At 59.3% G+C, this 22,696-nt stretch carries 23 protein-coding genes; 11 read left to right on the forward strand and 12 right to left on the reverse strand.

Features of this window, described 5'->3' with window-relative positions; genetic code table 11:
• Positions 1–54 precede the first annotated feature (54 nt).
• From PGR29_RS15655 to hypA, 10 genes are all read right to left on the reverse strand, one after another.
• On the reverse strand, positions 55–909 hold the full coding sequence (locus PGR29_RS15655; RefSeq protein ID WP_316424814.1) for a metal ABC transporter permease: 855 nt from the start codon (positions 907–909) through the stop codon (positions 55–57).
• Positions 903–1,751, reverse strand: a complete 849-nt coding sequence (sitC, locus tag PGR29_RS15660; protein WP_015370015.1) for an iron/manganese ABC transporter permease subunit SitC — start codon at positions 1,749–1,751, stop codon at positions 903–905. The genes PGR29_RS15655 and sitC overlap by 7 nt, the downstream gene beginning before the upstream one ends.
• Positions 1,748–2,569, reverse strand: coding sequence for a manganese/iron ABC transporter ATP-binding protein (locus PGR29_RS15665; RefSeq protein ID WP_047740375.1), 822 nt, complete (start codon positions 2,567–2,569; stop codon positions 1,748–1,750). Before PGR29_RS15665 ends, sitC begins: the two co-directional genes overlap by 4 nt.
• Complete coding sequence (locus PGR29_RS15670) at positions 2,566–3,483, reverse strand: metal ABC transporter substrate-binding protein (RefSeq protein WP_087858556.1); 918 nt, start codon at positions 3,481–3,483, stop codon at positions 2,566–2,568. Before PGR29_RS15670 ends, PGR29_RS15665 begins: the two co-directional genes overlap by 4 nt.
• 302 nt (positions 3,484–3,785) lie before the next feature.
• On the reverse strand, positions 3,786–5,858 hold the full coding sequence (flhA, locus tag PGR29_RS15675; protein ID WP_087858555.1) for a formate hydrogenlyase transcriptional activator FlhA: 2,073 nt from the start codon (positions 5,856–5,858) through the stop codon (positions 3,786–3,788).
• 138 nt (positions 5,859–5,996) lie between these two features.
• Positions 5,997–7,007 carry a hydrogenase expression/formation protein HypE gene (gene hypE, locus PGR29_RS15680; RefSeq protein ID WP_316424816.1) on the reverse strand — a complete coding sequence of 337 codons (1,011 nt, stop codon included), beginning with the start codon at positions 7,005–7,007 and terminating at the stop codon, positions 5,997–5,999.
• Positions 7,004–8,125, reverse strand: a complete 1,122-nt coding sequence (gene hypD / locus PGR29_RS15685; RefSeq protein WP_316424817.1) for a hydrogenase formation protein HypD — start codon at positions 8,123–8,125, stop codon at positions 7,004–7,006. The genes hypE and hypD overlap by 4 nt, the downstream gene beginning before the upstream one ends.
• Complete coding sequence (locus tag PGR29_RS15690; protein ID WP_015703264.1) at positions 8,125–8,397, reverse strand: HypC/HybG/HupF family hydrogenase formation chaperone; 273 nt, start codon at positions 8,395–8,397, stop codon at positions 8,125–8,127. Before PGR29_RS15690 ends, hypD begins: the two co-directional genes overlap by 1 nt.
• Positions 8,388–9,260: a hydrogenase nickel incorporation protein HypB gene (gene hypB / locus PGR29_RS15695; protein WP_316424818.1), complete on the reverse strand. Its 873-nt coding sequence runs from the start codon at positions 9,258–9,260 to the stop codon at positions 8,388–8,390. The genes PGR29_RS15690 and hypB overlap by 10 nt, the downstream gene beginning before the upstream one ends.
• A 5-nt stretch (positions 9,261–9,265) precedes the next feature.
• Entirely contained in the window at positions 9,266–9,610 is a 345-nt protein-coding gene (hypA, locus tag PGR29_RS15700; protein WP_015370023.1) for a hydrogenase maturation nickel metallochaperone HypA, read from the reverse strand.
• 212 nt (positions 9,611–9,822) lie between these two features.
• Here hypA and hycA point away from each other — a divergent pair, with 212 nt between their 5' ends.
• From hycA to hycI, 9 genes are all read left to right on the forward strand, one after another.
• Positions 9,823–10,272, forward strand: a complete 450-nt coding sequence (gene hycA, locus PGR29_RS15705) for a formate hydrogenlyase regulator HycA (RefSeq protein WP_015370024.1) — start codon at positions 9,823–9,825, stop codon at positions 10,270–10,272.
• 82 nt (positions 10,273–10,354) lie between these two features.
• Entirely contained in the window at positions 10,355–10,963 is a 609-nt protein-coding gene (locus PGR29_RS15710) for a 4Fe-4S dicluster domain-containing protein (protein WP_047044110.1), read from the forward strand.
• Entirely contained in the window at positions 10,960–12,786 is a 1,827-nt protein-coding gene (gene hycC / locus PGR29_RS15715; protein WP_087858551.1) for a formate hydrogenlyase subunit 3, read from the forward strand. The genes PGR29_RS15710 and hycC overlap by 4 nt, the downstream gene beginning before the upstream one ends.
• A 2-nt stretch (positions 12,787–12,788) precedes the next feature.
• Positions 12,789–13,712, forward strand: coding sequence for a respiratory chain complex I subunit 1 family protein (locus PGR29_RS15720; protein ID WP_316424819.1), 924 nt, complete (start codon positions 12,789–12,791; stop codon positions 13,710–13,712).
• A gap of 16 nt (positions 13,713–13,728) precedes the next feature.
• Positions 13,729–15,438, forward strand: coding sequence for a formate hydrogenlyase subunit HycE (hycE, locus tag PGR29_RS15725; RefSeq protein ID WP_015370028.1), 1,710 nt, complete (start codon positions 13,729–13,731; stop codon positions 15,436–15,438).
• A gap of 164 nt (positions 15,439–15,602) precedes the next feature.
• Entirely contained in the window at positions 15,603–16,145 is a 543-nt protein-coding gene (locus PGR29_RS15730) for a formate hydrogenlyase complex iron-sulfur subunit (RefSeq protein ID WP_015370029.1), read from the forward strand.
• Positions 16,145–16,912, forward strand: a complete 768-nt coding sequence (locus PGR29_RS15735) for an NADH-quinone oxidoreductase subunit B family protein (RefSeq protein ID WP_045377369.1) — start codon at positions 16,145–16,147, stop codon at positions 16,910–16,912. Before PGR29_RS15730 ends, PGR29_RS15735 begins: the two co-directional genes overlap by 1 nt.
• Positions 16,909–17,319, forward strand: a complete 411-nt coding sequence (locus tag PGR29_RS15740) for a formate hydrogenlyase maturation HycH family protein (RefSeq protein WP_015370031.1) — start codon at positions 16,909–16,911, stop codon at positions 17,317–17,319. The genes PGR29_RS15735 and PGR29_RS15740 overlap by 4 nt, the downstream gene beginning before the upstream one ends.
• Positions 17,312–17,803, forward strand: coding sequence for a hydrogenase maturation peptidase HycI (gene hycI / locus PGR29_RS15745; RefSeq protein WP_316424820.1), 492 nt, complete (start codon positions 17,312–17,314; stop codon positions 17,801–17,803). The genes PGR29_RS15740 and hycI overlap by 8 nt, the downstream gene beginning before the upstream one ends.
• A 58-nt stretch (positions 17,804–17,861) precedes the next feature.
• Here hycI and PGR29_RS15750 read toward each other — a convergent pair whose 3' ends face one another.
• The gene (locus PGR29_RS15750; protein WP_015703258.1) at positions 17,862–19,286 is read right to left on the reverse strand and encodes a 6-phospho-beta-glucosidase; all 1,425 of its coding nucleotides are present in this window, start codon (positions 19,284–19,286) and stop codon (positions 17,862–17,864) included.
• 26 nt (positions 19,287–19,312) lie between these two features.
• Positions 19,313–20,749 carry a PTS cellobiose/arbutin/salicin transporter subunit IIBC gene (ascF, locus tag PGR29_RS15755; protein ID WP_087859304.1) on the reverse strand — a complete coding sequence of 479 codons (1,437 nt, stop codon included), beginning with the start codon at positions 20,747–20,749 and terminating at the stop codon, positions 19,313–19,315.
• Positions 20,750–21,016: 267 nt separating this feature from the next.
• Here ascF and PGR29_RS15760 point away from each other — a divergent pair, with 267 nt between their 5' ends.
• Positions 21,017–22,030, forward strand: a complete 1,014-nt coding sequence (locus tag PGR29_RS15760) for a LacI family DNA-binding transcriptional regulator (protein ID WP_316424821.1) — start codon at positions 21,017–21,019, stop codon at positions 22,028–22,030.
• Between the two features lie 134 nt (positions 22,031–22,164).
• The gene (gene hydN / locus PGR29_RS15765; RefSeq protein WP_015370036.1) at positions 22,165–22,692 is read left to right on the forward strand and encodes an electron transport protein HydN; all 528 of its coding nucleotides are present in this window, start codon (positions 22,165–22,167) and stop codon (positions 22,690–22,692) included.
• The last annotated feature ends 4 nt before the right edge of the window (positions 22,693–22,696 follow it).

Genomic DNA, 22,696 nt, shown 5'->3' on the forward strand with positions numbered 1-22,696 from the left:
TGTAGGTCGTATAAGCGTAGCGCCATCCGACAATTCTCCCTGCTCGCGCTGGCGTTAACCGCCATCGGAGATCGTTGCTGACCCCCTCTGTTTCTGACCGTCACGGATCGTGCTGGCGACAAAGGCCAGCACGAAGAGCGCGGTAAATAGCACCACGATGGTTGGCGCCGGGGCGCTATCGAGATAAAACGACAGCCAGACGCCCGTCAGCGAACAGCCCACGGCGATTACCGTTGCCAGCAATAATGCGCTGACAAAGCGCCGCGTCAGCAGCAGAGCGATAGCGCCGGGCGCTATCAGCAGCGAAATCGACAGAATAATCCCCACCGACTTTAACGTCGCGACGATAGTCAGCGCGATCATGCACAGCAGACCATAATGCAGCAGCCCGCAGCGCAGGCCGCTGGCTTTGGCCTGATTGGGATCAAAGGCGTGCAGTAAAAAATCGCGCCACTTTAGCCCGATAATCAGCGCAATCGCCAGCGCAATCACCGCTGTTTGCCCGATATCGCTAACGGATATTCCCAGCATATCGCCAAACAGAATGTGGTCGAGATGGACCTCGGATTGAATCGCCACGTACAGCACCAGCCCGGCGCCGAACATCCCCGAAAAGACGATCCCCATAATGGTATCGCGCTTGATGCGGCTGTTATCGTCGAGAAAACCGGTGGCGACGGCGCAAAATAAGCCGGCAATAAACGCGCCGATGGCGAAGGGGATGCCAATAATGTAGGCCACCACCACGCCGGGAAACACCGCGTGGCTCATGGCATCGCCCATCAGCGCCCAGCCTTTTAACACCAGAAATACCGACAGCAGCGCACAGGGGACGGCGACGATCGTCGCCACTAGCATCGCGTTGACCATAAACGGAAACTGTAATGGTTCAAGGAGCATCGTTAGCATGAGGCCTCCCTGGCGCGACGGCGGTTGGCCAGCAGGCCGTGCTTCGGCGCAAAGACAAAGGTAGCTAAGAACAGCAGCGTCTGCGCCACCACGATGATGCCGCCGGTGGCGCCATCAAGATAGTAGCTCAGCCACGCGCCGAAGAAGCTGGTGAGACTGCCGATAGCGACGGCGATGGCCAGCAGACGCGGGAAGCGGTCGGTTAACAGCCAGGCGGTGGCGCCGGGCGTCACGACCAGACAGATGACCAGAAACGCGCCGACGGTTTGCAGCGCCGCCACGGTGCAGGCGGCCAACAGAGTGAAGAACAGCAGCTTCAGGCCGCTGGTGTTAAGGCCAATCGAGCGGGCGTGGTTTTCGTCGAAGAAGGTGACCATCAGGTCTTTCCACTTCAGCAACAGGATCGCCATCGAAATAAAGCCAATCGCCGCCAGCTGGATAATATCCTCCGGAGCGATGGCGAGGATATTGCCGAGAATAATGGTCTGAATGTTCACCGAGGTCGGATTCAGCGACACCATAAACAGGCCGATGCCGAAAAACGAGGAGAAAATCAGCCCGATGATGGCGTCCTCTTTTAGTCGCGAACGCTGGTTAAGAAACAGCATGCTGCCTGCCGCCAGGCCGCCGGAGAGAAACGCGCCGAGCGCAAAGGGCAGGCCGAGCATATAAGCGCCGGCGACGCCGGGAACGATCGAGTGGGAGAGGGCGTCGCCAATCAGCGACCAGCCTTTGAGCATCAGGTAGCAGGAGAGAAAGGCGCAGACGCCGCCGACTAATGCCGAGACCCACATCGCGTTGAGCATGTATTGATAGCCAAACGGCTCCAGCAGCCAGCTCATCGTTGCCCCCCCGCCGCGCGATGGCTGATAAACGGTCGCTCATCGTCGGTGATAATGCGCTCTTCCGCGCCGGTGAGCGTGACGTGACGCAATACGCCGCTGAAGGCCAGCTCCAGATTCTCGGCGGTGAAGGTGGTTTCCGTCGGGCCGCTGGCCAGCACGGTGCCTTTCACCATCACCGTATAATCGCAAAATTCGCTGACTGAACCGAGGTTATGGGTAGAGACCAGCATGGTACAGCCTTCGTCGCGCAGTTCTCGCAGTAGGGTGATGATCCGCGCCTCGGTCTGCACATCGACGCCGGTAAAAGGCTCATCGAGCAGGATGACTTTGCCTTCCTGAGCAATGGCGCGGGCGAGGAACACGCGCTTTTTCTGCCCGCCGGAGAGCTCGCCAATCTGTCTTTTGCGGTATTCGCTCATCCCTACGCGGGCCAGCGCGGCATCGACAATCTGCCGGTCGCGGGGCTTCGCCCGCCGCAGCCAGCCCATATGACCATAGCGGCCCATCATCACTACATCTTCCACCAGCACCGGAAAAGACCAGTCCACCTCTTCCGATTGCGGTACGTAGGCAACAAGATTTTGCCGTAGCGCGCGGTTGACCGGCTGGCCGAGAATGGCGATATCGCCGTGGCCGACGCGCACGAAACCCATCAGCGCTTTGAACAACGTGGATTTACCGGAGCCGTTGACCCCCACCAGCGCGGCAATCGATCCGCGCGGTACGCTGAACGAGGCATCGCGCAGGGCGGTGTGGCCGTTGCGATAGGTCACCGTGACCTGGTCGACGATAAGTCCCGCTTGCGGCGCAATCATGACTGTTTCCTCAGGCCATCGTTGATCCCTTTGACGATGGTTTCGGTGGTGACGCGCAGCAGGTCAAGATAAGTCGGCACCGGGCCGTCGGCGGCGCTTAGCGAGTCAACATACAGCACGCCGCCATAGTGGGCGCCGGCTTCACGGGCGACCTGTCGCGCCGGTTTGTCGGAGATGGTGCTTTCACTGAAGATGGTCGGGATATGCTCCTTCTTCATGGTGTCGATGGTTTTACGCACCTGCTGCGGCGTGCCCTGCTGGTCGGCGTTAATCGGCCACAGATAACGCTCCTGCAGGCCGTTATCGCGCGCCAGATAGGAGAATGCGCCTTCGCTGGTAACCAGCCAGCGTTTGTCCGCCGGCAGTTTCGCCAGTTCGGCCTTCAGCGGCGCCATGGTCTGGCGGATTTTATCTTTGTAGGCGTCGGCGTTGCGGCGATAGGTGTCGGCATTGACGGGATCGTATTTCACCAGCGCATCGCGAATGTTATCGACGTAGATCAGCGCATTATCCGCCGACATCCACGCGTGCGGATTAGGTTTGCCGTTGTAGGGGCCATCGCTGATGCCCATCGGCTGAATACCGTTACTGACCACGACTTCCGGTACGCCGTTCAGGTGCTGATAAAAACGGGCGAACCACAGTTCGAGGTTGAGGCCGTTGGCGAGAATAAGCTTCGCCCCCTGCGCGCGTTTGATATCGCCCGGCGTCGGCTGATATTCGTGAATTTCCGCGCCCGGCTTGGTGATAGAGCTGACGTCGGCGGCGTCGCCGGCGACGTTCTGCGCCATATCGGCGATCACGGTGAAGGTGGTAATGACTTTGAATTTTTCTTGCGCCTGAGCGGGGGCGATGGCAAGCAGCGCTAATGCGGCGGAGAACAACAGGTGCTTGAACGGCGGCAGATGCGTCATAGGATCCCTCACGGTATTGCGATTATTTAATCATCGTTTATAGCCTTTGCTATGTTATATAGCACAAGCTATTTATAAATGAAAATAATTCTTATTTAAATGTTGAGGTAATGATTAGGTTGAGAAGGATTGTGAAGGGGATTAAATCAGGGGCGGCCCGGTATTCGATGAGTCGCCGCGTTATTTTGTCGGATGGCGCTACGCTTATCCGACCTACGATCCTGTGCGATTTGGTAGCCCGGAGAAGGCGCAATGCGCCGCCTCCGGGAAAATCCCTACGCCATGAGAGACATATCGTCGGGCTAGACTAACCGATCCTTATTAATGCCTAAACGTTTCATGCGCGACAGCAGCGTCGTGCGCTTGAGCCCCAGGCGCTGGGCGGCACCTTTTGGCCCGGCCACCACGCCGTTGCTCTCTTTCAATACCCGGACGATGAGCTGATATTCATCTTCGCCTTCCTCCGGCAGCACTTCCGGCGCTAGCGTCTCCTGTTCAATATGCATTTCCGGCAGCGACAGTTGCAGTACGTTACCGCGGGTTAACAACACCGCGCGCTCGACGACGTTTTCCAGCTCGCGCACGTTGCCCGGCCAATCCATGCGCGAAAGGGTGCGCAGTGTCTCCGCCGGAATACTGTCGATGTTGCGCCCCAGACGGCGGGCGATTTTGAAGGTGAACGCTTTCACCAGCAGTGGAATATCATCCGGGCGTTCGCGCAGCGGCGGCAGGTGGATCGGGAACACATTGAGCCGATAGTAAAGATCGCTGCGGAATTCACGATCGATAACCATCTGTTTGAGATCGCGGTTGGTGGCGGCGATCAACCGTACATCGGTCTGAATCAGTTTATTACTGCCCAGGCGTTCGAATTCCTGCTCCTGGAGAACGCGCAGCAGCTTCGGCTGCAGCTCCAGCGGCATATCGCCGACTTCATCGAGGAACAGCGAGCTTTTGTCCGCCAGTTCGAAACGGCCGATACGCTGGGCGCTGGCGCCGGTAAAAGCGCCGCGCTCGTGGCCGAACAGATCGCTTTCCAGCAGGCCAGCGGGCATCGCCGCGCAGTTCATTTTCACCATCCGTCGGCCATTGCGTCCACTCAGGTTATGAATAGCGCGAGCGATCAGTTCCTTACCGGTGCCGGTTTCACCGAGGATCAGCACCGTACTGTCGCTCTGCGCTACCATTTCCACCTGCTTGAGCACGCTGTGCATCGCTTCGCTGCGACCAATGATTTCGCCGAACTCGCTTTCGACATTATTGAGCTGTTCGGTGAGCGCCAGGTTTTCATCTACCAGCCGTTCTTTCAGCCGCTGGATCTCGCGATAGGCGAGGGCGTTATCGATAGCTATCGATACGCGTTCGGCGATTTGCCGCAGCAGTTTAAGGTTGGTAGTGGTAAACACTTGCTCATCGCACTGCGCCAGCTTCAGCACCCCGAGCAGCGTATTGCCGGACATGAGCGGTAACAGGCACAGGGTCTGGATCTGATTATCCCACATCTCGAAGAGCATTTTCTCATACGGCGCCAACGAGTCGTGCTCATGCAGATTGAGCAACAGCATCTCTTTGCTCTTAAACACCCGCTCGGTTAGCGTGCCGGCTTCATCGACTTCGCTTTGGTCGTGGACCGGATGGCTGGCGTCGAGATAGTGGGTGGAGTAAATGTTGAGCTTGCCTTTGCGGTTGCTGCGCAGCACCACGCTGATCGCGTCGATGCGGAAATAGCGGTGGATCTCTTTCGCCACCTCGCTGACCAGTTCGTCAATATCGAGGCGCGACAGGACGGCGTTGGTAATGGCCACCAGGATGCGGAAATTATCGCGCTCGTGGCACAGTAGATCGTAATCGACGTTGTTGCTGACCCGGTTTTGGATCTGCTCGGTCACGACGGCGACAATCTGCGCGAAAGTATGCAGGCGCTGGTACTCTTTTTCGCTCCATGGCCGGTTGTCGTCGCGGATGAACTCACAACCGCCGAAGATGCGGCCTTCCGCCGCCAGCGGCAGCAGGCAGTAGTAGCCGAATTCCGGGTAAATGCCGCTGGCGGCCAGCTGCGGCCAGGTTTCGGCGAAGGTCGCGTTGTCGCAATGTAGCGCGTCGGGGCGCGACAGCAGGCGGCGTACCGGGCCATGTGCCAGTACGGTTTCATCTTCGTAGCTTGCCGGCTGTCCGGCGTCGTCGCAGGCGTACCTGGCGGCGCGATGGTTGCCGTGGTTCCACAAGATAATCGCCGCCCGGTCGGCAAGCGAGGATTGCTGCACCAGACGGGTTAGCGTTTCGCTCAGCGCGGCCAGATCGGGCTGCTGTAATAAAATACGGGTGATATCAAACAGACCCTGCTGCCCGAGATCGCCCATTGGTGTATACGACATTGCTTAAGTCCAAAAAGCGCCGCAGCGCGGCGCAGAATAAAGAGATGAATCAAATAATAGTCTGTTAATAAAACAATTGTTGCCGTCGTTGAGGTCGACCTGATAAGGCGACCTCCGCCCTCCGGGCCGGTTCAGTGGTTAGCAAATTCTCGGTAGCGGCTCGGCGTGGGGAAGATCGAGCGTCCGTTTAACGCCATATAACCCTACGGAGCGCACGCCGGCGCGCTCGACAACGTCGCCAATTATCGCGGCATTCTGTCCGAGCGGGTGAGACCGTAAATGCTCAAGTACGCGCAGCGCGGCTTCTCTGGCGACGGCAATTACCAGTTTACCTTCGTTGGCGAAATTCAGCGCGTCGAGCCCCAGCAGTTCGCAGACGCCTCGTACCGTATCGTTGACCGGCAGCTTCGCTTCATGCAGTTCGATACCGCAGCCGCTGGTAGCGGCGAACTCGTGCGCCACCGCGTTGACGCCGCCGCGGGTGGCGTCGCGTAGCGCTTTGATGCCCGGAATCTCGCGCAGGGTTTGGATAAGCGGCGTCAGCACCGCGCAGTCGCTGGATAACGCGCCGTCCAGCCCCAGCTGTTCGCGCAGGTTAAGAATGGTGGCGCCGTGATCGCCTAACGTGCCGCTGACCAGCAGCACATCGCCGGCGCTAATCTGCTGCACTCCCCAGTGAATATCGCCGGGGATGGCGCCAATACCGGCGGTATTGATGAATAATTTATCCGCTGCGCCGCGCGGCACCACTTTGGTATCGCCGGTCACAATGGCAATCCCGGCTTGCTGCGCGGTAGTTGCCATGCTGCGCACCACCGCTTCCAGCGTCGCCATCTCCAGCCCCTCTTCGAGGATAAACCCGCAGGAGAGATAGCGCGGCACGGCGCCGCTGACCGCCACGTCGTTGGCGGTGCCGCAGACCGCCAGCTTGCCGATATCGCCGCCGGGGAAAAATAACGGATCAATGACGTAGCTGTCCGTTGAGAAGGCCAGCCGATCGCCCTGGGCGGCAAGCCCGGCGAGATCTAAACGCGCCTGATCTTCCTGTTCGGTCAGCCAGGGGTTGGCGAAGGCCTGCATAAACAGCTCGCCAATGAGTTGCTGCATCGCCTGACCGCCGCTACCGTGAGCTAACTGAATGCTTTTCATGCTTTATTTTCCTGACTGCGATATTGATACCAGGCGGCGCAGGCGCCCTCTGAGGAGACCATCAGCGCGCCAAAGGCGCTCTGTGGATTGCAGACGCGGCCAAACAGCGGGCACTGGTGTGGTTTACAACGCCCGGTCAGCACTTCACCGCAGCGGGCGCGCGGGTCGTCGCAAACGCGCTGCGGCGCCGGGCGGAAATGGGCCTCGGCGTCAAAGCGTTGATAATCTGGCGTCAGGCAAACGCCGGAATCGTTGATCGTCCCCAGGCCGCGCCATTCGCTATCGCCGCTCAGGCAAAAGACCTCGGCGATTGCCGCCTGCGCCAGCGCGTTACCGGCATCCGGCACCACGCGACGGTACTGATTCTCTACCCGACTGCGCTGCGCTATTTTCTGCTCAACTAGCATGATCACGCCTTGCAGTAGATCAACTGGTTCAAATCCAGCAACGACTAATGGCCGATGATAGTCGCTGGCGATGAAACCGTAGGCGTCGGTGCCAATCACCATACTGACGTGGCCGGGGGCGAGAAACGCATCGATACCGTTGTCCGGCTGGTCCAGCAGGCTGCGCAGCGTCGGCAGTAAGGTGATGTGCTGACAGAAAAAGTAGAAGTTGCCGACGTTGCGCTCGCGGGCCTGACGCAGCGTCAGCGCGGTGGCGGGCATGGTGGTTTCGAAACCAAGACCGAAAAACACCACCTCGCGCTGCGGATTCTGCTGCGCCAGCCGCAGGGCGTCCATCGGCGAGTAAACGATTCGCACATCGGCGCCGCGACTCTTCGCCTGCAGCAGCGACCCGTTTTTTCCCGGCACGCGCATCGCATCGCCAAAGGTGCAGAAAATCACATCCGGACGGCTGGCTATCTCGATACACGCATCAATGCGGCCCATCGGCAGGACGCACACCGGGCAGCCGGGGCCGTGAATAAATTCAATATTACTCGGTAATAGCTGGTCGAGGCCGAATTTAAAGATGGCGTGGGTATGGCCGCCGCAGACCTCCATCATCCGCAGCGGGCGGGCTTCACTGTAGTCCAGCAGCCGGGCGCGCTGCTGCAGATGTTCGACCAGCTGCAGCACCTGCTCCGGCGCGCGGTATTCATCAACAAAACGCATTATCGCTCCTCGCCGTACAGCAGCGCGCCGACGTCCGGTTCAACCTCGAACATGTTTTGCAGCGCCTCGAGGGTATCGCGCGCTTCGGCTTCGTTAATCACGCTCATGGCGAATCCGACGTGGACCAGCACCCACTGACCGATGCGCGGCTGGCCCTGCTCGTCGACGGCGCCGACCAGCGTCAGATCGACTTCGCGCTGAATGCCGCACACTTCCACCTTCGCCATCACGCCGTCAATCGTGCGAATTTGCCCCGGAATGCCTATGCACATCGCTGCGCCTCCAGCCAGTTAAGCCACTGATCCATGCCTTCGCCGCTGGTGGCGGAGAGCAAAATAATCTCGATATGTGGATTCACTTCCCGCGCGCAGGCGAGGCACTTCTCGACGTCAAAGTTGAGGTACGGCAGCAGGTCGACTTTGTTGAGCAGCATCAGGCTCGCGGCGGCAAACATATGCGGATACTTCAGCGGTTTATCTTCCCCCTCGGTAACCGACAGCACCGCCACTTTATGACGTTCGCCAAGGTCGAAGCTGGCCGGGCAGACCAGGTTGCCGACGTTTTCGATAAACAGAATACCGTTATCGCCAGCTGGCAGACGCGCAGAGGCGTCGGCAATCATTTGCGCATCGAGATGGCAGCCCTTGCCGGTATTGACCTGAATCGCCGGCGTGCCGGTGGCGCGGATACGCGCGGCATCGTTGACCGTCTGCTGATCGCCTTCAATGACCGCGCAGTCGACGATGCCTTTCAGGCGCGTCAGGGTTTCGGTGAGCAGGGTGGTTTTACCGGAGCCGGGGCTGGAGACCAGATTCAGTACCAGTTGATTGTTCGCCGCGAAGCGCGCGCGGTTGCGCGCCGCCAGGCGGTTGTTTTTATCCAGCACGTCGATTTCGATTTCCAGCATCCGCCGCTGGCTTTGCCCCGGCGCATGGGTACCCGCTTCGCCGTGGCCGTAGTGCAGATCGCCTTGCGCGCTCCGGGTCGGGGTGAAGTTATCGGTTTTCACGCCGGTGATGGTCATGGTCTGACGCGGGGCGGGAGCGAAGGGGGCGCTGCGAAACGCCGAATGCGGGTTATGTTCATCGCCTTCGATATAAAGGTTGCCTTCTCCGCATCCGCAAGTCGTACACATAATTTTTACTCCAATTCTAAACGCTGAATCTGTAAGCCATCATCCGCCACGATCTGCAACTGGTCGTTATCGCAGTGCGGGCAGCGGCGGACATGCTGAGAGACAAGATGCACATACTGCTGACAGCGTTCACACCAGCATTCAGCCTGTTGCTCGGCAATGTGCAGCGCGCAGCCTTCCGCCAGCGTGCCGCGGCACACCAGTTCAAAACAGAAGGTGAGGGCGCTGGCCTCCACGCAGGAAAACGCGCCGACCTTCAGCCACACGCCGGTGACCCGGCGCGCGCCGTTTTGCCGCGCCTGTTGCTCAATGATTTCCAGCGCCCGCTGGCTTAGCGTGATTTCGTGCATGTTGGCCTCCGTTAATACTATGGCGGCTATATGCAATAACGATGCCAGGAGACCATAAACGGTGGGGGAACTGTCGATGACGACGACGGATGGCTGTCATCGACATGTCGCGATGGCGCCAGTATTTTTAATAATTCCTTTAAATTCATATAAATAAATTTTGGCATGGAAAATGCTTAACCGGTGCATCTCATGTAACGGGAGGATCCGGGATGACAATTTGGGAATTAAGTGAAAAGGCGGACTACATCGCCGATCGTCACCGCCAGCATCAGGAGCAGTGGCACACATACTGCAACTCGCTGGTTCAGGGCATCACCCTGTCGAAAGCGCGTCTGCATCACGCGATGAGCTGCGCGCCGGACAAAGAGCTGTGCTTCGTGCTGTTCGGCCACTTTCAGGTATATGTCGCGCTGGCGGAAGGCTTTAACAGCCACACCATCGAATACTACGTAGAAAGCAAAAATGGCGATGACAAACGGCTGATCGCCCAGGCGACGCTGGATGCGGAAGGGGTGATTGACGGTCGCATCAGTAACCGTTCCCGCGAAGCGGTGCTGGAACACTACCTGGCGATCATCGCCACCGTCTATGACCGTCTGTATGAGGCCATGGAGCGCGACCAGCCGGTGGATTTAAGCCATCTGGCGCAGGTCCATTAATTGTGAAGTGTCGACAAGTGTCGAAACCGACACCTGCGCGGCCTGATTTCGTCAAAAGTGACTTTCACCCGAGGATGACCCGGTGAACCGTTTTGTAATTGCTGATTCCAGCGTCTGTATTGGCTGCCGCACCTGCGAAGCCGCCTGTTCCGAGACGCATCGCCAGTATGGCCTGCAAAGTATGCCGCGCCTGCAGGTCATGCGTAATGAAAAAGAGTCTGCGCCGCAGATGTGCCACCACTGCGAAGACGCGCCCTGCGCCGCGGTGTGCCCGGTCAACGCCATTACTCGCGTCGACGGCGCGGTACAGCTCAATGAAAGCCTGTGCGTGAGCTGCAAACTGTGCGGCATCGCCTGCCCGTTCGGCGCGATTGAATTCTCCGGCAGCCGCCCGTTGGATATTCCCGCCAACGCTAACACGCCGATGGCGCCCGCCGCGCCGCCGGCTCCGGCCCGCGTCAGCTCGCTGCTCGACTGGGTGCCTGGCGTTCGCGCTATCGCCGTGAAATGCGACCTCTGCCACTTTGATGAGCAGGGCCCGGCCTGCGTACGGACCTGCCCGACCAAAGCCTTACTGCTGGTGGATATTCGCGATATTGCTAAGTCCAGCAAGCGTAAGCGCGAACTGACCTTTAATACCGACCTCGGCGATTTGTCGCTGTTTCAGGCGCAACAAGGGGGCGTGAAATGAGCGTGGTTGCATTAGTGAATCAGGCGGTTGCCTGGTATGCCGCCAGCGCGGTGCTGGCGTTTTTATTTAGTTTGCGAAAACCGCTGAGCGGCGCGATTGCCGGGATCGGCGGCGCGGTCGCCAGCGCGATGTTAATCGTCGCCGGCTTCTCGGCGCTGATCGCGCCGGAGCGGATCAACGGCGGCATGCTGCAGTATCTGCATCTGGCGATGCGGGTGGGCGGGATTAACGCTCTGTGGCTGTTGGCTATCGGCCTGTCGGCGCTGCCGATTTCGCTGTTTAACATTTCCTGGCATCGTCATCCGCAGGTCAAATCCAACGGCCTGCTGGTTAACCTGCTGCTGGCTGCCGCCACCTGCGCGGTGGTGGTGACTAACTTCGGCAGCCTGGTGGTGATGGCGGAAATCATGGCGCTGTGCGCCGCGTTCCTTACCGGCTGCGCGCAGTCCGGCAAACTGTGGTTTGCGCTGGGGCGTCTCGGTACCCTGCTGCTGGCGTGGACCTGCTGGCTGGTGTGGTCGTTCTACGGCACTCTCGATCTGGCGGCGATTAGCCAGTTGGCCGCCGGCGCGCCGCAGAACATGGCGCTGTGGCTGCCGGGTCTGCTCGGTTTTGCCCTGCTCGCCGGGGTGATTCCGCTGCACGGCTGGGCGCCGCAGGCGCATGCGGGCGCCAGCGCCCCGGCCGCCGCGCTGTTTTCTACGGTGGTGATGAAGGTCGGTCTGTACGGCATCCTGACCGTGTCGCTGGCCGGTAGCGTGCCGCCGCTGTGGTGGGGCGTGCTGCTGCTGGTGTTGGGGATGATTACCGCCTTTATCGGCGGGCTGTACGCGCTGATGGAACATAATATCCAGCGCCTGCTGGCTTACCACACCCTGGAAAACATCGGCATTATTCTGCTTGGCCTCGGCGCGTTCGTCACCGGTATTGCTACCGGCAATAATGCGCTGATGGTGCTGGGCTTTATCGGCGGCATGTACCACCTGATCAACCACAGCCTGTTCAAAACCACGCTGTTCCTTGGCGCGGGGGCGGTGTGGTTCCGTACCGGGCATCGCGATATCGAGAAGCTGGGCGGCATCGGTAAAAAAATGCCGCTGATTTCACTCGCCATGCTGGTGGGGCTGATGGCGATGGCCGCGCTGCCGCCGCTGAACGGCTTTGCCGGCGAATGGGTTATCTATCAATCCTTCTTCAAGCTGAGCACCGGCGAGGTGTTTATCGGCCGTCTGCTGGGGCCGCTGCTGGCGGTTGGCCTGGCGATTACCGGGGCGCTGGCGGTGATGTGTATGGCCAAAGTCTACGGCGTCACCTTCCTCGGCGCGCCGCGCAGTAAAGAGGCGGAAAACGCCACCTGCGCGCCCTGGCTGATGACCTTAAGCGTGATGCTGGCCGCCGCGTCCTGCGTCATCGGCGGCGTGGCGGCGCCGTGGCTGTTGCCGCTGGTCGGCCACGTCATTCCGGTTCCAGCGCAGGCCACTAGCGTCGTATCGCAGCCGCTGATCGCCATTCTGCTGATTGCCTGTCCGCTGCTGCCGTTCCTGCTGATGATCTTCTTCAAAGGCGACCGCTTGCCGGCGCGCTCGCGCGGCGCGGCGTGGGTCTGCGGCTACGACCATGAACAAGCAATGGTGGTCACCGCCCACGGCTTCGCCATGCCGGTGAAAGAAGCCTTTGCGCCGCTGCTGAAGCTGCGTCACTGGTTGAATCCGGTACGGCTGGTGCCCGGCTGGCAGAACGCCTCCGCGCCCGCCTTGCTGCGTGGCGTGGCGCTGATCGAACTGGCGGTACTGGTGGTGATTGTGATTTCGCGAGGAGCCTGAGAGTGAACCTATTCGTTGCATTAATACAGGCGCTGGTACTTTTTGCCGTCGCGCCGCTGCTGTCCGGCCTGACCCGCGTTGCCCGCGCGCGCCTGCATAACCGCCGCGGGCCGGGGGTACTGCAGGAGTATCGGGATATCCTGAAACTGCTGGGCCGCCAGAGCGTGGGCCCGGACGCTTCCGGCTGGGTATTCCGCCTGACGCCGTTTGTGATGGTTGGCGTGATGCTGACCATCGCCGCCGCGCTGCCGGTGGTGACCATAGATTCACCGCTGCCGGGGCTGGGCGACCTGATTACGCTTATCTACCTGTTCGCCATCGCCCGTTTCTTCTTCGCCATTTCCGGCCTGGATACCGGCAGTCCGTTCACCGCCATCGGCAGCAGCCGTGAAGCGATGCTCGGCGTGCTGGTCGAACCGATCCTGCTGCTTGGGCTGTGGGTCGCGGCGCAGGTAGCCGGTTCCACCCATATTAGCGCGATTACCGACACCATTTACCACTGGCCCGCCGCGCGCAGCATCCCGCTGATCCTGGCGCTGTGCGCCTGCGCCTTCGCCACCTTTATCGAAATGGGCAAACTGCCGTTCGATTTAGCCGAGGCCGAACAGGAGCTGCAGGAAGGACCGCTTTCCGAGTACAGCGGTAGCGGTTTCGCGGTGCTGAAGTGGGGCATCAGCCTGAAACAGCTAGTGGTACTGCAGATGTTCGTCGGCGTGTTTATCCCGTGGGGACAGATGACCAGCTTCAGCACGCCGGGACTGCTGCTGGCGCTGGTGGTCGCCATCGTCAAGCTGGTGGCGGGAGTGCTGATTATCGCGCTGTTCGAAAACAGCATGGCGCGTCTGCGCTTCTGTGCCACTTCCCGCGTCACCTGGGCCGGGTTTGGTTTCGCCTTTTTAGCTTTCGTCTCCTTGCTGGTGGCGTGATTAAGAGAATTTGAGCATGTCTGAAGAAAAAATCGGTCAACACTATCTTGCGGCGCTGCACCAGGCCTTCCCTGGCGTGGTGCTGGACGAAGCCTGGCAGACCAAAGATCAGCTAACCGTCACCGTGAAGGTTAACTACCTGCCGGAAGTGGTCGAGTTCCTGTACTACAAGCAGGGCGGCTGGCTGTCGGTACTGTTCGGCAACGACGAACGTAAGCTGAACGGCCACTACGCGGTTTACTATGTGCTGTCGATGGAGCAGGGCACGAAGTGCTGGATCACCGTGCGCGTGGAAGTCGACGCTAATAAACCGGAATATCCGTCGGTGACCCCGCGCGTGCCGGCGGCGGTATGGGGCGAGCGCGAAGTACGCGATATGTACGGTCTGGTGCCGGTGGGCCTGCCGGACGAGCGCCGCCTGGTGCTGCCGGACGACTGGCCGGATGAACTCTATCCGCTGCGTAAGGACAGCATGGACTACCGCCAGCGCCCGGCGCCGACCACCGACGCGGAGACCTACGAATTCATTAACGAGCTCGGCAGTAAGAAAAACAACGTGGTGCCGATTGGCCCGCTGCACGTCACCTCCGATGAGCCAGGCCATTTCCGTCTGTTTGTCGACGGCGAGAACATTATCGACGCCGATTACCGCCTGTTCTATGTCCATCGCGGCATGGAAAAGCTGGCGGAAACCCGCATGGGCTACAACGAAGTAACGTTCCTGTCGGACCGGGTATGCGGCATCTGCGGCTTCGCCCACAGCACTGCTTATACCACGTCGGTAGAAAACGCGATGGGTATCGTGGTGCCGGAGCGCGCGCAGATGATCCGCGCCATTCTGCTGGAAGTGGAACGCCTGCACTCGCACCTGCTGAACCTTGGTCTGGCATGCCACTTCACCGGCTTTGACTCCGGCTTTATGCAGTTCTTCCGCGTGCGCGAAACCTCAATGAAGATGGCGGAGATCCTCACCGGCGCGCGTAAAACCTACGGTATGAACCTGATCGGCGGGATTCGCCGCGATCTGCTGAAAGAGGACATGATCCAGACCCGCCAGCTGGCGCAGCAGATGCGCCGCGATGTGCAGGAGCTGGTGGATATGCTGCTCAGCACGCCGAACATGGAACAGCGCACCGTCGGTATTGGCCGTCTGGATCCAGAAATCGCCCGCGACTTCAGTAACGTCGGCCCGATGGTCCGCGCCAGCGGCCACGCCCGCGATACTCGCGCCGATCACCCGTTCGTTGGTTACGGTCTGCTGCCGATGGAAGTTCACAGCGAGCAGGGCTGCGACGTGATTTCCCGCCTCAAGGTGCGTATCAACGAGGTTTATACCGCGCTGAATATGATTGATTTCGGTCTCGACAATCTGCCCGGCGGCCCGCTGATGGTGGATGGCTTCACCTATATTCCGCACCGCTTCGCGCTGGGCTTCTCGGAAGCGCCGCGCGGCGACGATATTCACTGGAGCATGACCGGCGACAACCAAAAACTGTACCGCTGGCGCTGCCGTGCGGCGACCTACGCCAACTGGCCGACCCTGCGCTATATGCTGCGCGGCAACACCGTCTCCGACGCGCCACTGATTATTGGCAGCCTCGACCCTTGCTACTCCTGTACCGACCGCATGACGGTGGTCGATGTGCGTAAGAAGAAAAGCAAAGTGGTGCCGTACAAAGAGCTGGAGCGCTACAGCATCGAGCGTAAAAACTCGCCGCTGAAATAATTGAGCCATTGCGTGGGGCCCCTCACCCCGACCCTCTCCCCGCAGGGGAGAGGGGGAAGGGCAGATCGAGCGCGAATTCACTGACCGTGCACAACTGTCCCCTCTCCCTTTTAGGGAGAGGGCTAGGGTGAGGGTAAAAGGCCACACACAACCTGGGAGCAACAATGTTTACCTTTATCAAAAAAGTCATCAAGACCGGCACCGCGACCCACTCCTATCCGCTGGAGCCGATGCCGGTGGATAAAAACTTCCGCGGCAAACCGGAACACAATCCGCAGCAGTGCATCGGCTGCGCGGCCTGCGTGAATGCGTGTCCGTCTAACGCCCTGACGGTAGAGACCGACCTGGCGACTAACCAGCTGGCGTGGCAGTTCAACCTCGGGCGCTGCATTTTCTGCGGCCGCTGTGAAGAAGTTTGCCCGACGGCGGCGATTAAGCTGTCGCAGGAGTATGAACTGGCGGTGTGGAAAAAAGAGGATTTCCTCCAGCAATCGCGCTTTGCCATTTGCCACTGTCGGGTCTGCGAACGGCCTTTCGCGGTACAAAAAGAGATCGACTACGCTATCGCGCTGCTTAAGCACAACGGCGATACCCGCGCCGAATTGCACCGCGAAAGCTTTGAGACCTGCCCGGAATGCAAGCGTCAGAAATGCCTGGTGCCATCCGATCGTATTGAACTGACTCGCCACATGAGGGAGGCCAGCTGATGAGCAATTTATTAGGCCCGCGCGATGAAAACGGCATTCCGCTGCCGATGACGGTGGAGGAATCCATCGCCAGCATGAAGGCCTCGCTGCTGAAAAAAATCAAACGTTCCGCCTACGTTTATCGCGTCGACTGCGGCGGCTGTAACGGCTGTGAAATCGAGATTTTCGCCACCCTTTCGCCGCTATTCGATGCCGAACGCTTCGGAATTAAAGTAGTGCCGTCGCCGCGCCATGCCGATATTCTGCTGTTCACCGGCGCGGTGACCCGCGCGATGCGTTCGCCGGCGCTGCGCGCCTGGCAATCGGCGCCGGATCCGAAAATCTGCATCTCTTACGGCGCCTGCGGCAACAGCGGCGGTATCTTCCACGATCTGTACTGCGTATGGGGCGGCACCGACAAAATCGTGCCGGTCGACGTCTATATTCCGGGTTGTCCGCCGACGCCTGCCGCCACGCTGTACGGTTTTGCGATGGCGCTTGGTCTGCTGGAGCAAAAAATCCATGCCCGCCAGCCGGGCGAGCTTGACGACCAGCCAACCGAATTGCTGCATCCCAACATGGTGCAGCCGCTGCGGGTGCGTATCGATCGCGAAGCGCGCCGTCTGGCCGGCTATCGCTATGGTCGCCAGATTGCCGACGACTATATGCGTCTACTGGGGCAGGGCGATAACCAGGTACTACGCTGGCTGGAGGCGGAGAAAGATCCGCGTCTGACCGAGATCGTCACGCACCTGAATCAGGTGGTCGAGGGGGCGCGTATCCGATGAGCGAGACGGTGGTGTTCAGTCAGCTGAGCCGTAAATTTATTGATGAGAACGACGCGACGCCGGATCAGGCGCAGCAGGTGGTCTATTACAGCCTGGCGATTGGCCACCACCTCGGCGTCATTGACTGCCTGGAAGCGGCGTTAAGCTGCCCGTGGGAGGACTATCTGGCGTGGATTGGCACGCTGGAGGCGGGCAGCGCCGCGCGGCGCAAAATGGAAGGCGTGCCGAAGTATGGCGAGATTGTTATCGACAGTAATCACGTGGCGATGCTGGCTAATGCCTTTGATAAAGCGCAGTCCGCGCAGACCCCGCAGCAGCAGGCGTGGAGTAAAACCCTGCTCAGCATGCTGCACGATATTCACCAGGAAAGCGCCATCTATCTGATGGTGAGGAGACTACGTGACTGACGTTTTACTGTGTGTTGGCAACAGCATGATGGGCGATGACGGCGCAGGCCCGCTGCTGGCGGAAATGTGCGCGGCCAATCCGGTCGGCGGCTGGGTGGTGATTGACGGCGGCAGCGCGCCGGAAAACGATATCGTCGCCATCCGCGAACTGCGCCCAGCCCGGCTGCTGATCGTCGATGCAACCGATATGGGGCTCAACCCTGGCGAAATTCGCATTGTCGACCCGGACGATATCGCCGACATGTTTATGATGACCACCCACAATATGCCGCTTAACTATCTTATCGATCAGTTAAAAGAGGATATTGGCGAGGTGATTTTTGTGGGCATTCAGCCCGATATAGTCGGTTTCTATTACCCGATGACTCAGCCTGTTAAGGATGCCGTCTCGACGGTATACGCGCGGCTTGATGGCTGGCAGGGGCAGGGCGGTTTTGCCGCGCTGGAAGCGGCCGAGGAACAGGCGTTCCCCGGCTTGCGCTAATGCTTCGCCGGGGGACCGTAGGCCGGGTAAGGCGTAAGCCGCCACCCGGCAATACCGACTACTCCAGATCCGCCCCGTTGCTGGCGATGACCTTCTTATACCACCAGAACGATTTCTTGCGCTTGCGCGCAAGCGTGCCGTTACCGGCATCGTCGCGATCGACATACACGAAACCGTAGCGCTTGCTCATCTCGCCGGTGGAGGCGGATACCAAATCGATACAGCCCCAGCTGGTATAGCCGATGACCGGAATGCCGTCATCGATGGCGTCGCGCATCGCTTTGATATGCTCGCGCAGATAGCTAATGCGGTAGTCGTCGTTGATTTCGCCGTTGGCGTCAATTTCATCGCGCGCGCCGAGCCCGTTTTCCACGAGGAATAGCGGTTTCTGATAGCGGTCATACATCATGTTCATGGTGATGCGCAGGCCGAGCGGATCGATGCCCCAGCCCCATTCGCTGGCGGCAATGTACGGATTCTTCAGCGACTTGACGATATTGGCGGCGTTGGTGTTGCTGGCGTTCATCTCCGCTGACGCGCAGCGCGAGGCGTAATAGCTAAAGGAGACAAAATCAACGGTGTTTTTGAGGATTTCGTCGTCGCCCGGCTGTTTGGCAATAGTGACGCCTTTCTCGCGGAATACCCGCGCGGCCCACACCGGATACGCGCCGCGTGCCTGCACATCGATAAAGAACAGGTTTTCACGATCTTTTTCCAGCGCCATCCAGACATCTTCCGGCTTACAGGAATACGGGTAGAAATTACCGCCCGCCAGCATGCAGCCGACCTGGTTTTGCGGGTTAACCTGATGGGCGATTTTTGTCGCCAGCGCGCTGGCCACCAGCTCGTGATGCGCGGCCTGGTATTTCACCTGTTCCTGATTTTCTCCTTCCTCAAACACCAGACCGGCGCCGGAGTAGGGACTATGCAGCATAATGTTGATTTCATTGAAGGTGAGCCAGTATTTCACCAGTCCGTCAAACGCTTCAAAACAGGTGCGCGCATAGTGGCTGAAAAAATCGACCATCTTCCGGTTACGCCAGGAGCCATATTCCGTCACCAGATGCATCGGGACATCAAAGTGGCACAGGGTGACCAGCGGTTCGATCCCGTACTTTCTGCACTCTTCAAACATCGCACGATAGAAGGCGATACCTTCCGGGTTTGGCTGTTGTTCATCGCCGCGCGGGAACAGTCGGCTCCAGGCGATAGAGGTGCGGAAGACGCTAAACCCCATCTCCGCCATCAGGGCGATATCCTCTTTATAGCGATGGTAAAAATCAATCGCCACGTGGCTTGGGTAGAATTCATCTTCGCGAAGCGTAAAGCGCTTCTCCTGGCCCAGCTTCACCGCCAGGCGATGGGCGCCGTGCGGAATAGTATCAACGGTTGTCAGCCCTTTGCCGCCCTCAAGATAAGCGCCTTCAGACTGGTTAGCGGCCAGAGCGCCGCCCCATAAAAATCCGTGTGGAAAACTCGACATGCGTTACCTCGCGTTCAAAAAAGTGTTCAGGCGTGAGTGGCCGCGCCCTGGCGCTGTCTGGCGTCGGCGGCGGCATTTTCTACCGGGATATCTTCAAAACCGAGCAGCAGCGTCAGCGCAAAGGAGAGCACCACCGACAGCGCCATCACGCCAAAGACCCAAACGATAGTCATCGGATTGGCCGGATCGAAAAACTGGACGCTGGTGAACAGCCCCGGCGCCGCCATCGAATGGCTGGCCAGCCCGGCGATCCCCGCCACCGCCCCGCAAATAAAGCCGCTGATTAAGCTGGCGACCAGCGGGCGTTTCAGACGTACCGCCACGCCGTACAGCGCCGGTTCGGAAATCCCGGCCAGAATCGCCGATGCCGCTGCCGCTAATGCGGTCTGGCGCAGCTCCGGGTTTTTGGTTTTCCACGCCACCGCCAGCGACGAGCCGCCCAGCGACAGGTTGGCGCCGATTTCCGATGGCATCACCATGCCCTCTTTGCCGGTTTCGGCGATGGTCTGAATGATGGTTGGCGTAAAGACGCGGTGCATCCCGGTCATCACCAGCAGCGGCCAGAGTCCGCCCATGATCGCCACCGACAGCCAGCCGAGATAGCTATGGATCGTGTACACCAGCGCGGAGATCGCGCTGCCGATCCAGATGCCGAGCGGGCCAATCAGCAGGATCGCCAGCGGCGCGGCAATCAGCACGATCAGCATCGGTTTAAGGAAGTTTTTTGTCACCGCCGGGGTGATGCGATCGACCCAGCGCTCGATATAAGAGAGACACCAGGTCATCACCAGCGCCGGGATCACCGTGTAGGTGTATTTCACGGCGGTAACCGGAATGAAGGCGAACTCAACGTGCTCACCCTGCGCGGCTTTGGCCATTAATTCGATGAACCCCGGATGCACCAGCACCCCGGCGATGGCGATAGCCAGCGACATATTGGTTTTGAATTTTACCGCCGCGGAAGCGGCAACCATCAGCGGCAGGAAGAAGAACGCGCCGTCGCCGATAAGCGTCAGAATGGTCAGCGTCGGCGAGCCTTTTGGCAACGCGCCGCTCATTTCCAGGATCATCGCCAGCAGTTTGACCATCGATCCGCCAATAATCGCCGGGATCAGCGGCGACATGGTGCCGATCAGCGCATCAAGGATCCCGGCGCCGATGCGTTTTAAGGTCAGCGGCGGTTTCCCCTGCGGCTCAGCCGGGCGCAACTCGCCGGGCAGCAGATTCAGCACTTCGCGATACGCCTGCGATACGGTATTGCCGATGATCACCTGGCACTGGTTATCGCTACGCACGACGCCAAGTACCCCTTGCAGCGCTTTCAGCGCCGGGGCGTCCACGCGTTGGTTATCTTTCACCACAAAGCGCAGGCGGGTCATGCAGTGGGTTACGGCAACGACGTTGTCTGCGCCGCCGATCGCCGTCAGGATCTGGTTCGCCAGGGCTGCATAATTTTTAGACATCGGATTTTATCCTGTTTTATCAATAGGGTACTGATTACACGCCAGCGCCTGACGGCGGCTATGCGCGGTATATGCATAGGAAACCGGTTCCACAAAATCATGATGAGTTTCATTGAGTCATACAAGAATTAAAAAAATCACTTTGCAAATTTGTGATTTTGATCGCTTTGTAGGCAGGGGCAGAGCAACATCAGGGCGATGCCGACTGCTGAAAAACGGCGAGACGTGCAGTACACTGCAGGCAACTTAAGTTACAGGAAGAACCCCATGGCAACGATGCTGGAGGTTGCGAAGCGCGCGGGAGTATCAAAGGCGACCGTTTCGCGGGTGCTGTCGGGCAATGGCTATGTTAGCCAGGAGACCAAAGACCGGGTGTTTCAGGCAATTGCCGAAAGCGGCTATCGGCCGAATCTGCTGGCGCGCAATCTGGCGACCAAAAAAAGCCAGACCATCGGGCTGGTGGTAACCAACACCCTTTATCACGGCGTCTATTTCAGCGAGCTGCTGTTTCACGTGGCGCGGCTGACGGAAGATCAGGGGCGGCAGCTGATCCTTGCCGACGGCAAACACAGCGCGCAAGAGGAGCGCGAGGCGATTCAGTATCTGCTCGATATGCGCTGTGATGCGATCATCATCTATCCGCGCTTTCTTAGCGTCGATGAGATGGATGAGATAATCGACAATCATCAGCAGCCGATTGTGGTGCTGAACCGTCGCCTGCGCCGCCACGCCAGCCACTGCGTATGGTCCGATCACAAAGCCTCGGCGCGGATGGCGGTTGAAAAGTTAATTACCAGCGGTCATCGCGACATTGCGTTTATCACCGGTTCGCTGGATTCGCCTACCGGGGTTGAGCGTCTCTCTGGTTATAAAGACGCGCTGGCAGGCCAGGGGCTTCCCGTGCGGCAAGAACTGATCGTTGAAGGGCGCTGGACGCCGCAGACCGGCGCCGCCGCTGTCGAAGCGCTCAGCCAACGCGGCGTCAGTTTCAGCGCGCTGGTCGCCAGTAATGACGACATGGCGATCGGTGCGATTAAGCAACTGCACCAGCAGGGGATCGCGGTGCCGCAGCTGGTATCGGTGATCGGTTTCGATGACATCGCGCTGGCGCCGTATGTGATCCCTTCGCTCTCCAGCGTTAAAATCCCGGTCACCGAAATGATGAAAGAGAGCATCAACAGGCTGATCTTTATGCTCGACGGCGGCGAATTTAAATATCAGCAAACTTTCCCCGGCGAGCTGATTGAACGCGAGTCGTTGGCGCGCGGCCCGCATGCCTGATGTCGTCATCTGTCATCGTCAGTTGTGACGATGACAGCGACTGTTAATTTAATTCCCTTAAATTTCAATGAAATAAAAGTTGGAACGTATTATGCATAATCCGGCGCGTTAACTTCTTTCCGCTGGAGAAATGGATGAACCGTTTCATTATCGCCGATGCGAGCAAATGCATCGGCTGCCGCACCTGTGAAGTGGCCTGCGTGGTCTCTCATCAGGAAAATCAGGATTGCGCCGCGCTGACGCCGCAGTCGTTCCTGCCGCGTATTCACGTGATCAAAGGCGTCAATGTGTCGACGGCGACGGCCTGTCGTCAATGTGAAGACGCGCCATGCGCCAACGTCTGCCCGAACGGCGCCATCAGCCGCGATAAAGGCTTTGTCCACGTGATGCAGGAGCGCTGCATCGGCTGTAAAACCTGCGTTGTCGCCTGCCCGTATGGGGCGATGGAAGTGGTGGTGCGCCCGGTCGTTCGCCACAGCGGCGCCGGGTTGAACGTCATGGCGGAAAAAGCCGAAGCCAACAAGTGCGACCTGTGCCACCAGCGCGATAGCGGCCCGGCCTGCATTGAAGCCTGCCCGACGCACGCGCTGGTTTGCGTTGACCGCAACAAGCTTGAGCAGATGAACCTCGAAAAACGTCGCCGTACGGCGCTGGCCTGGTAATACG

Origin of the sequence: Klebsiella sp. 141203 (assembly GCF_032601985.1) — a bacterium.
Lineage (GTDB): Bacteria > Pseudomonadota > Gammaproteobacteria > Enterobacterales > Enterobacteriaceae > Klebsiella > Klebsiella aerogenes.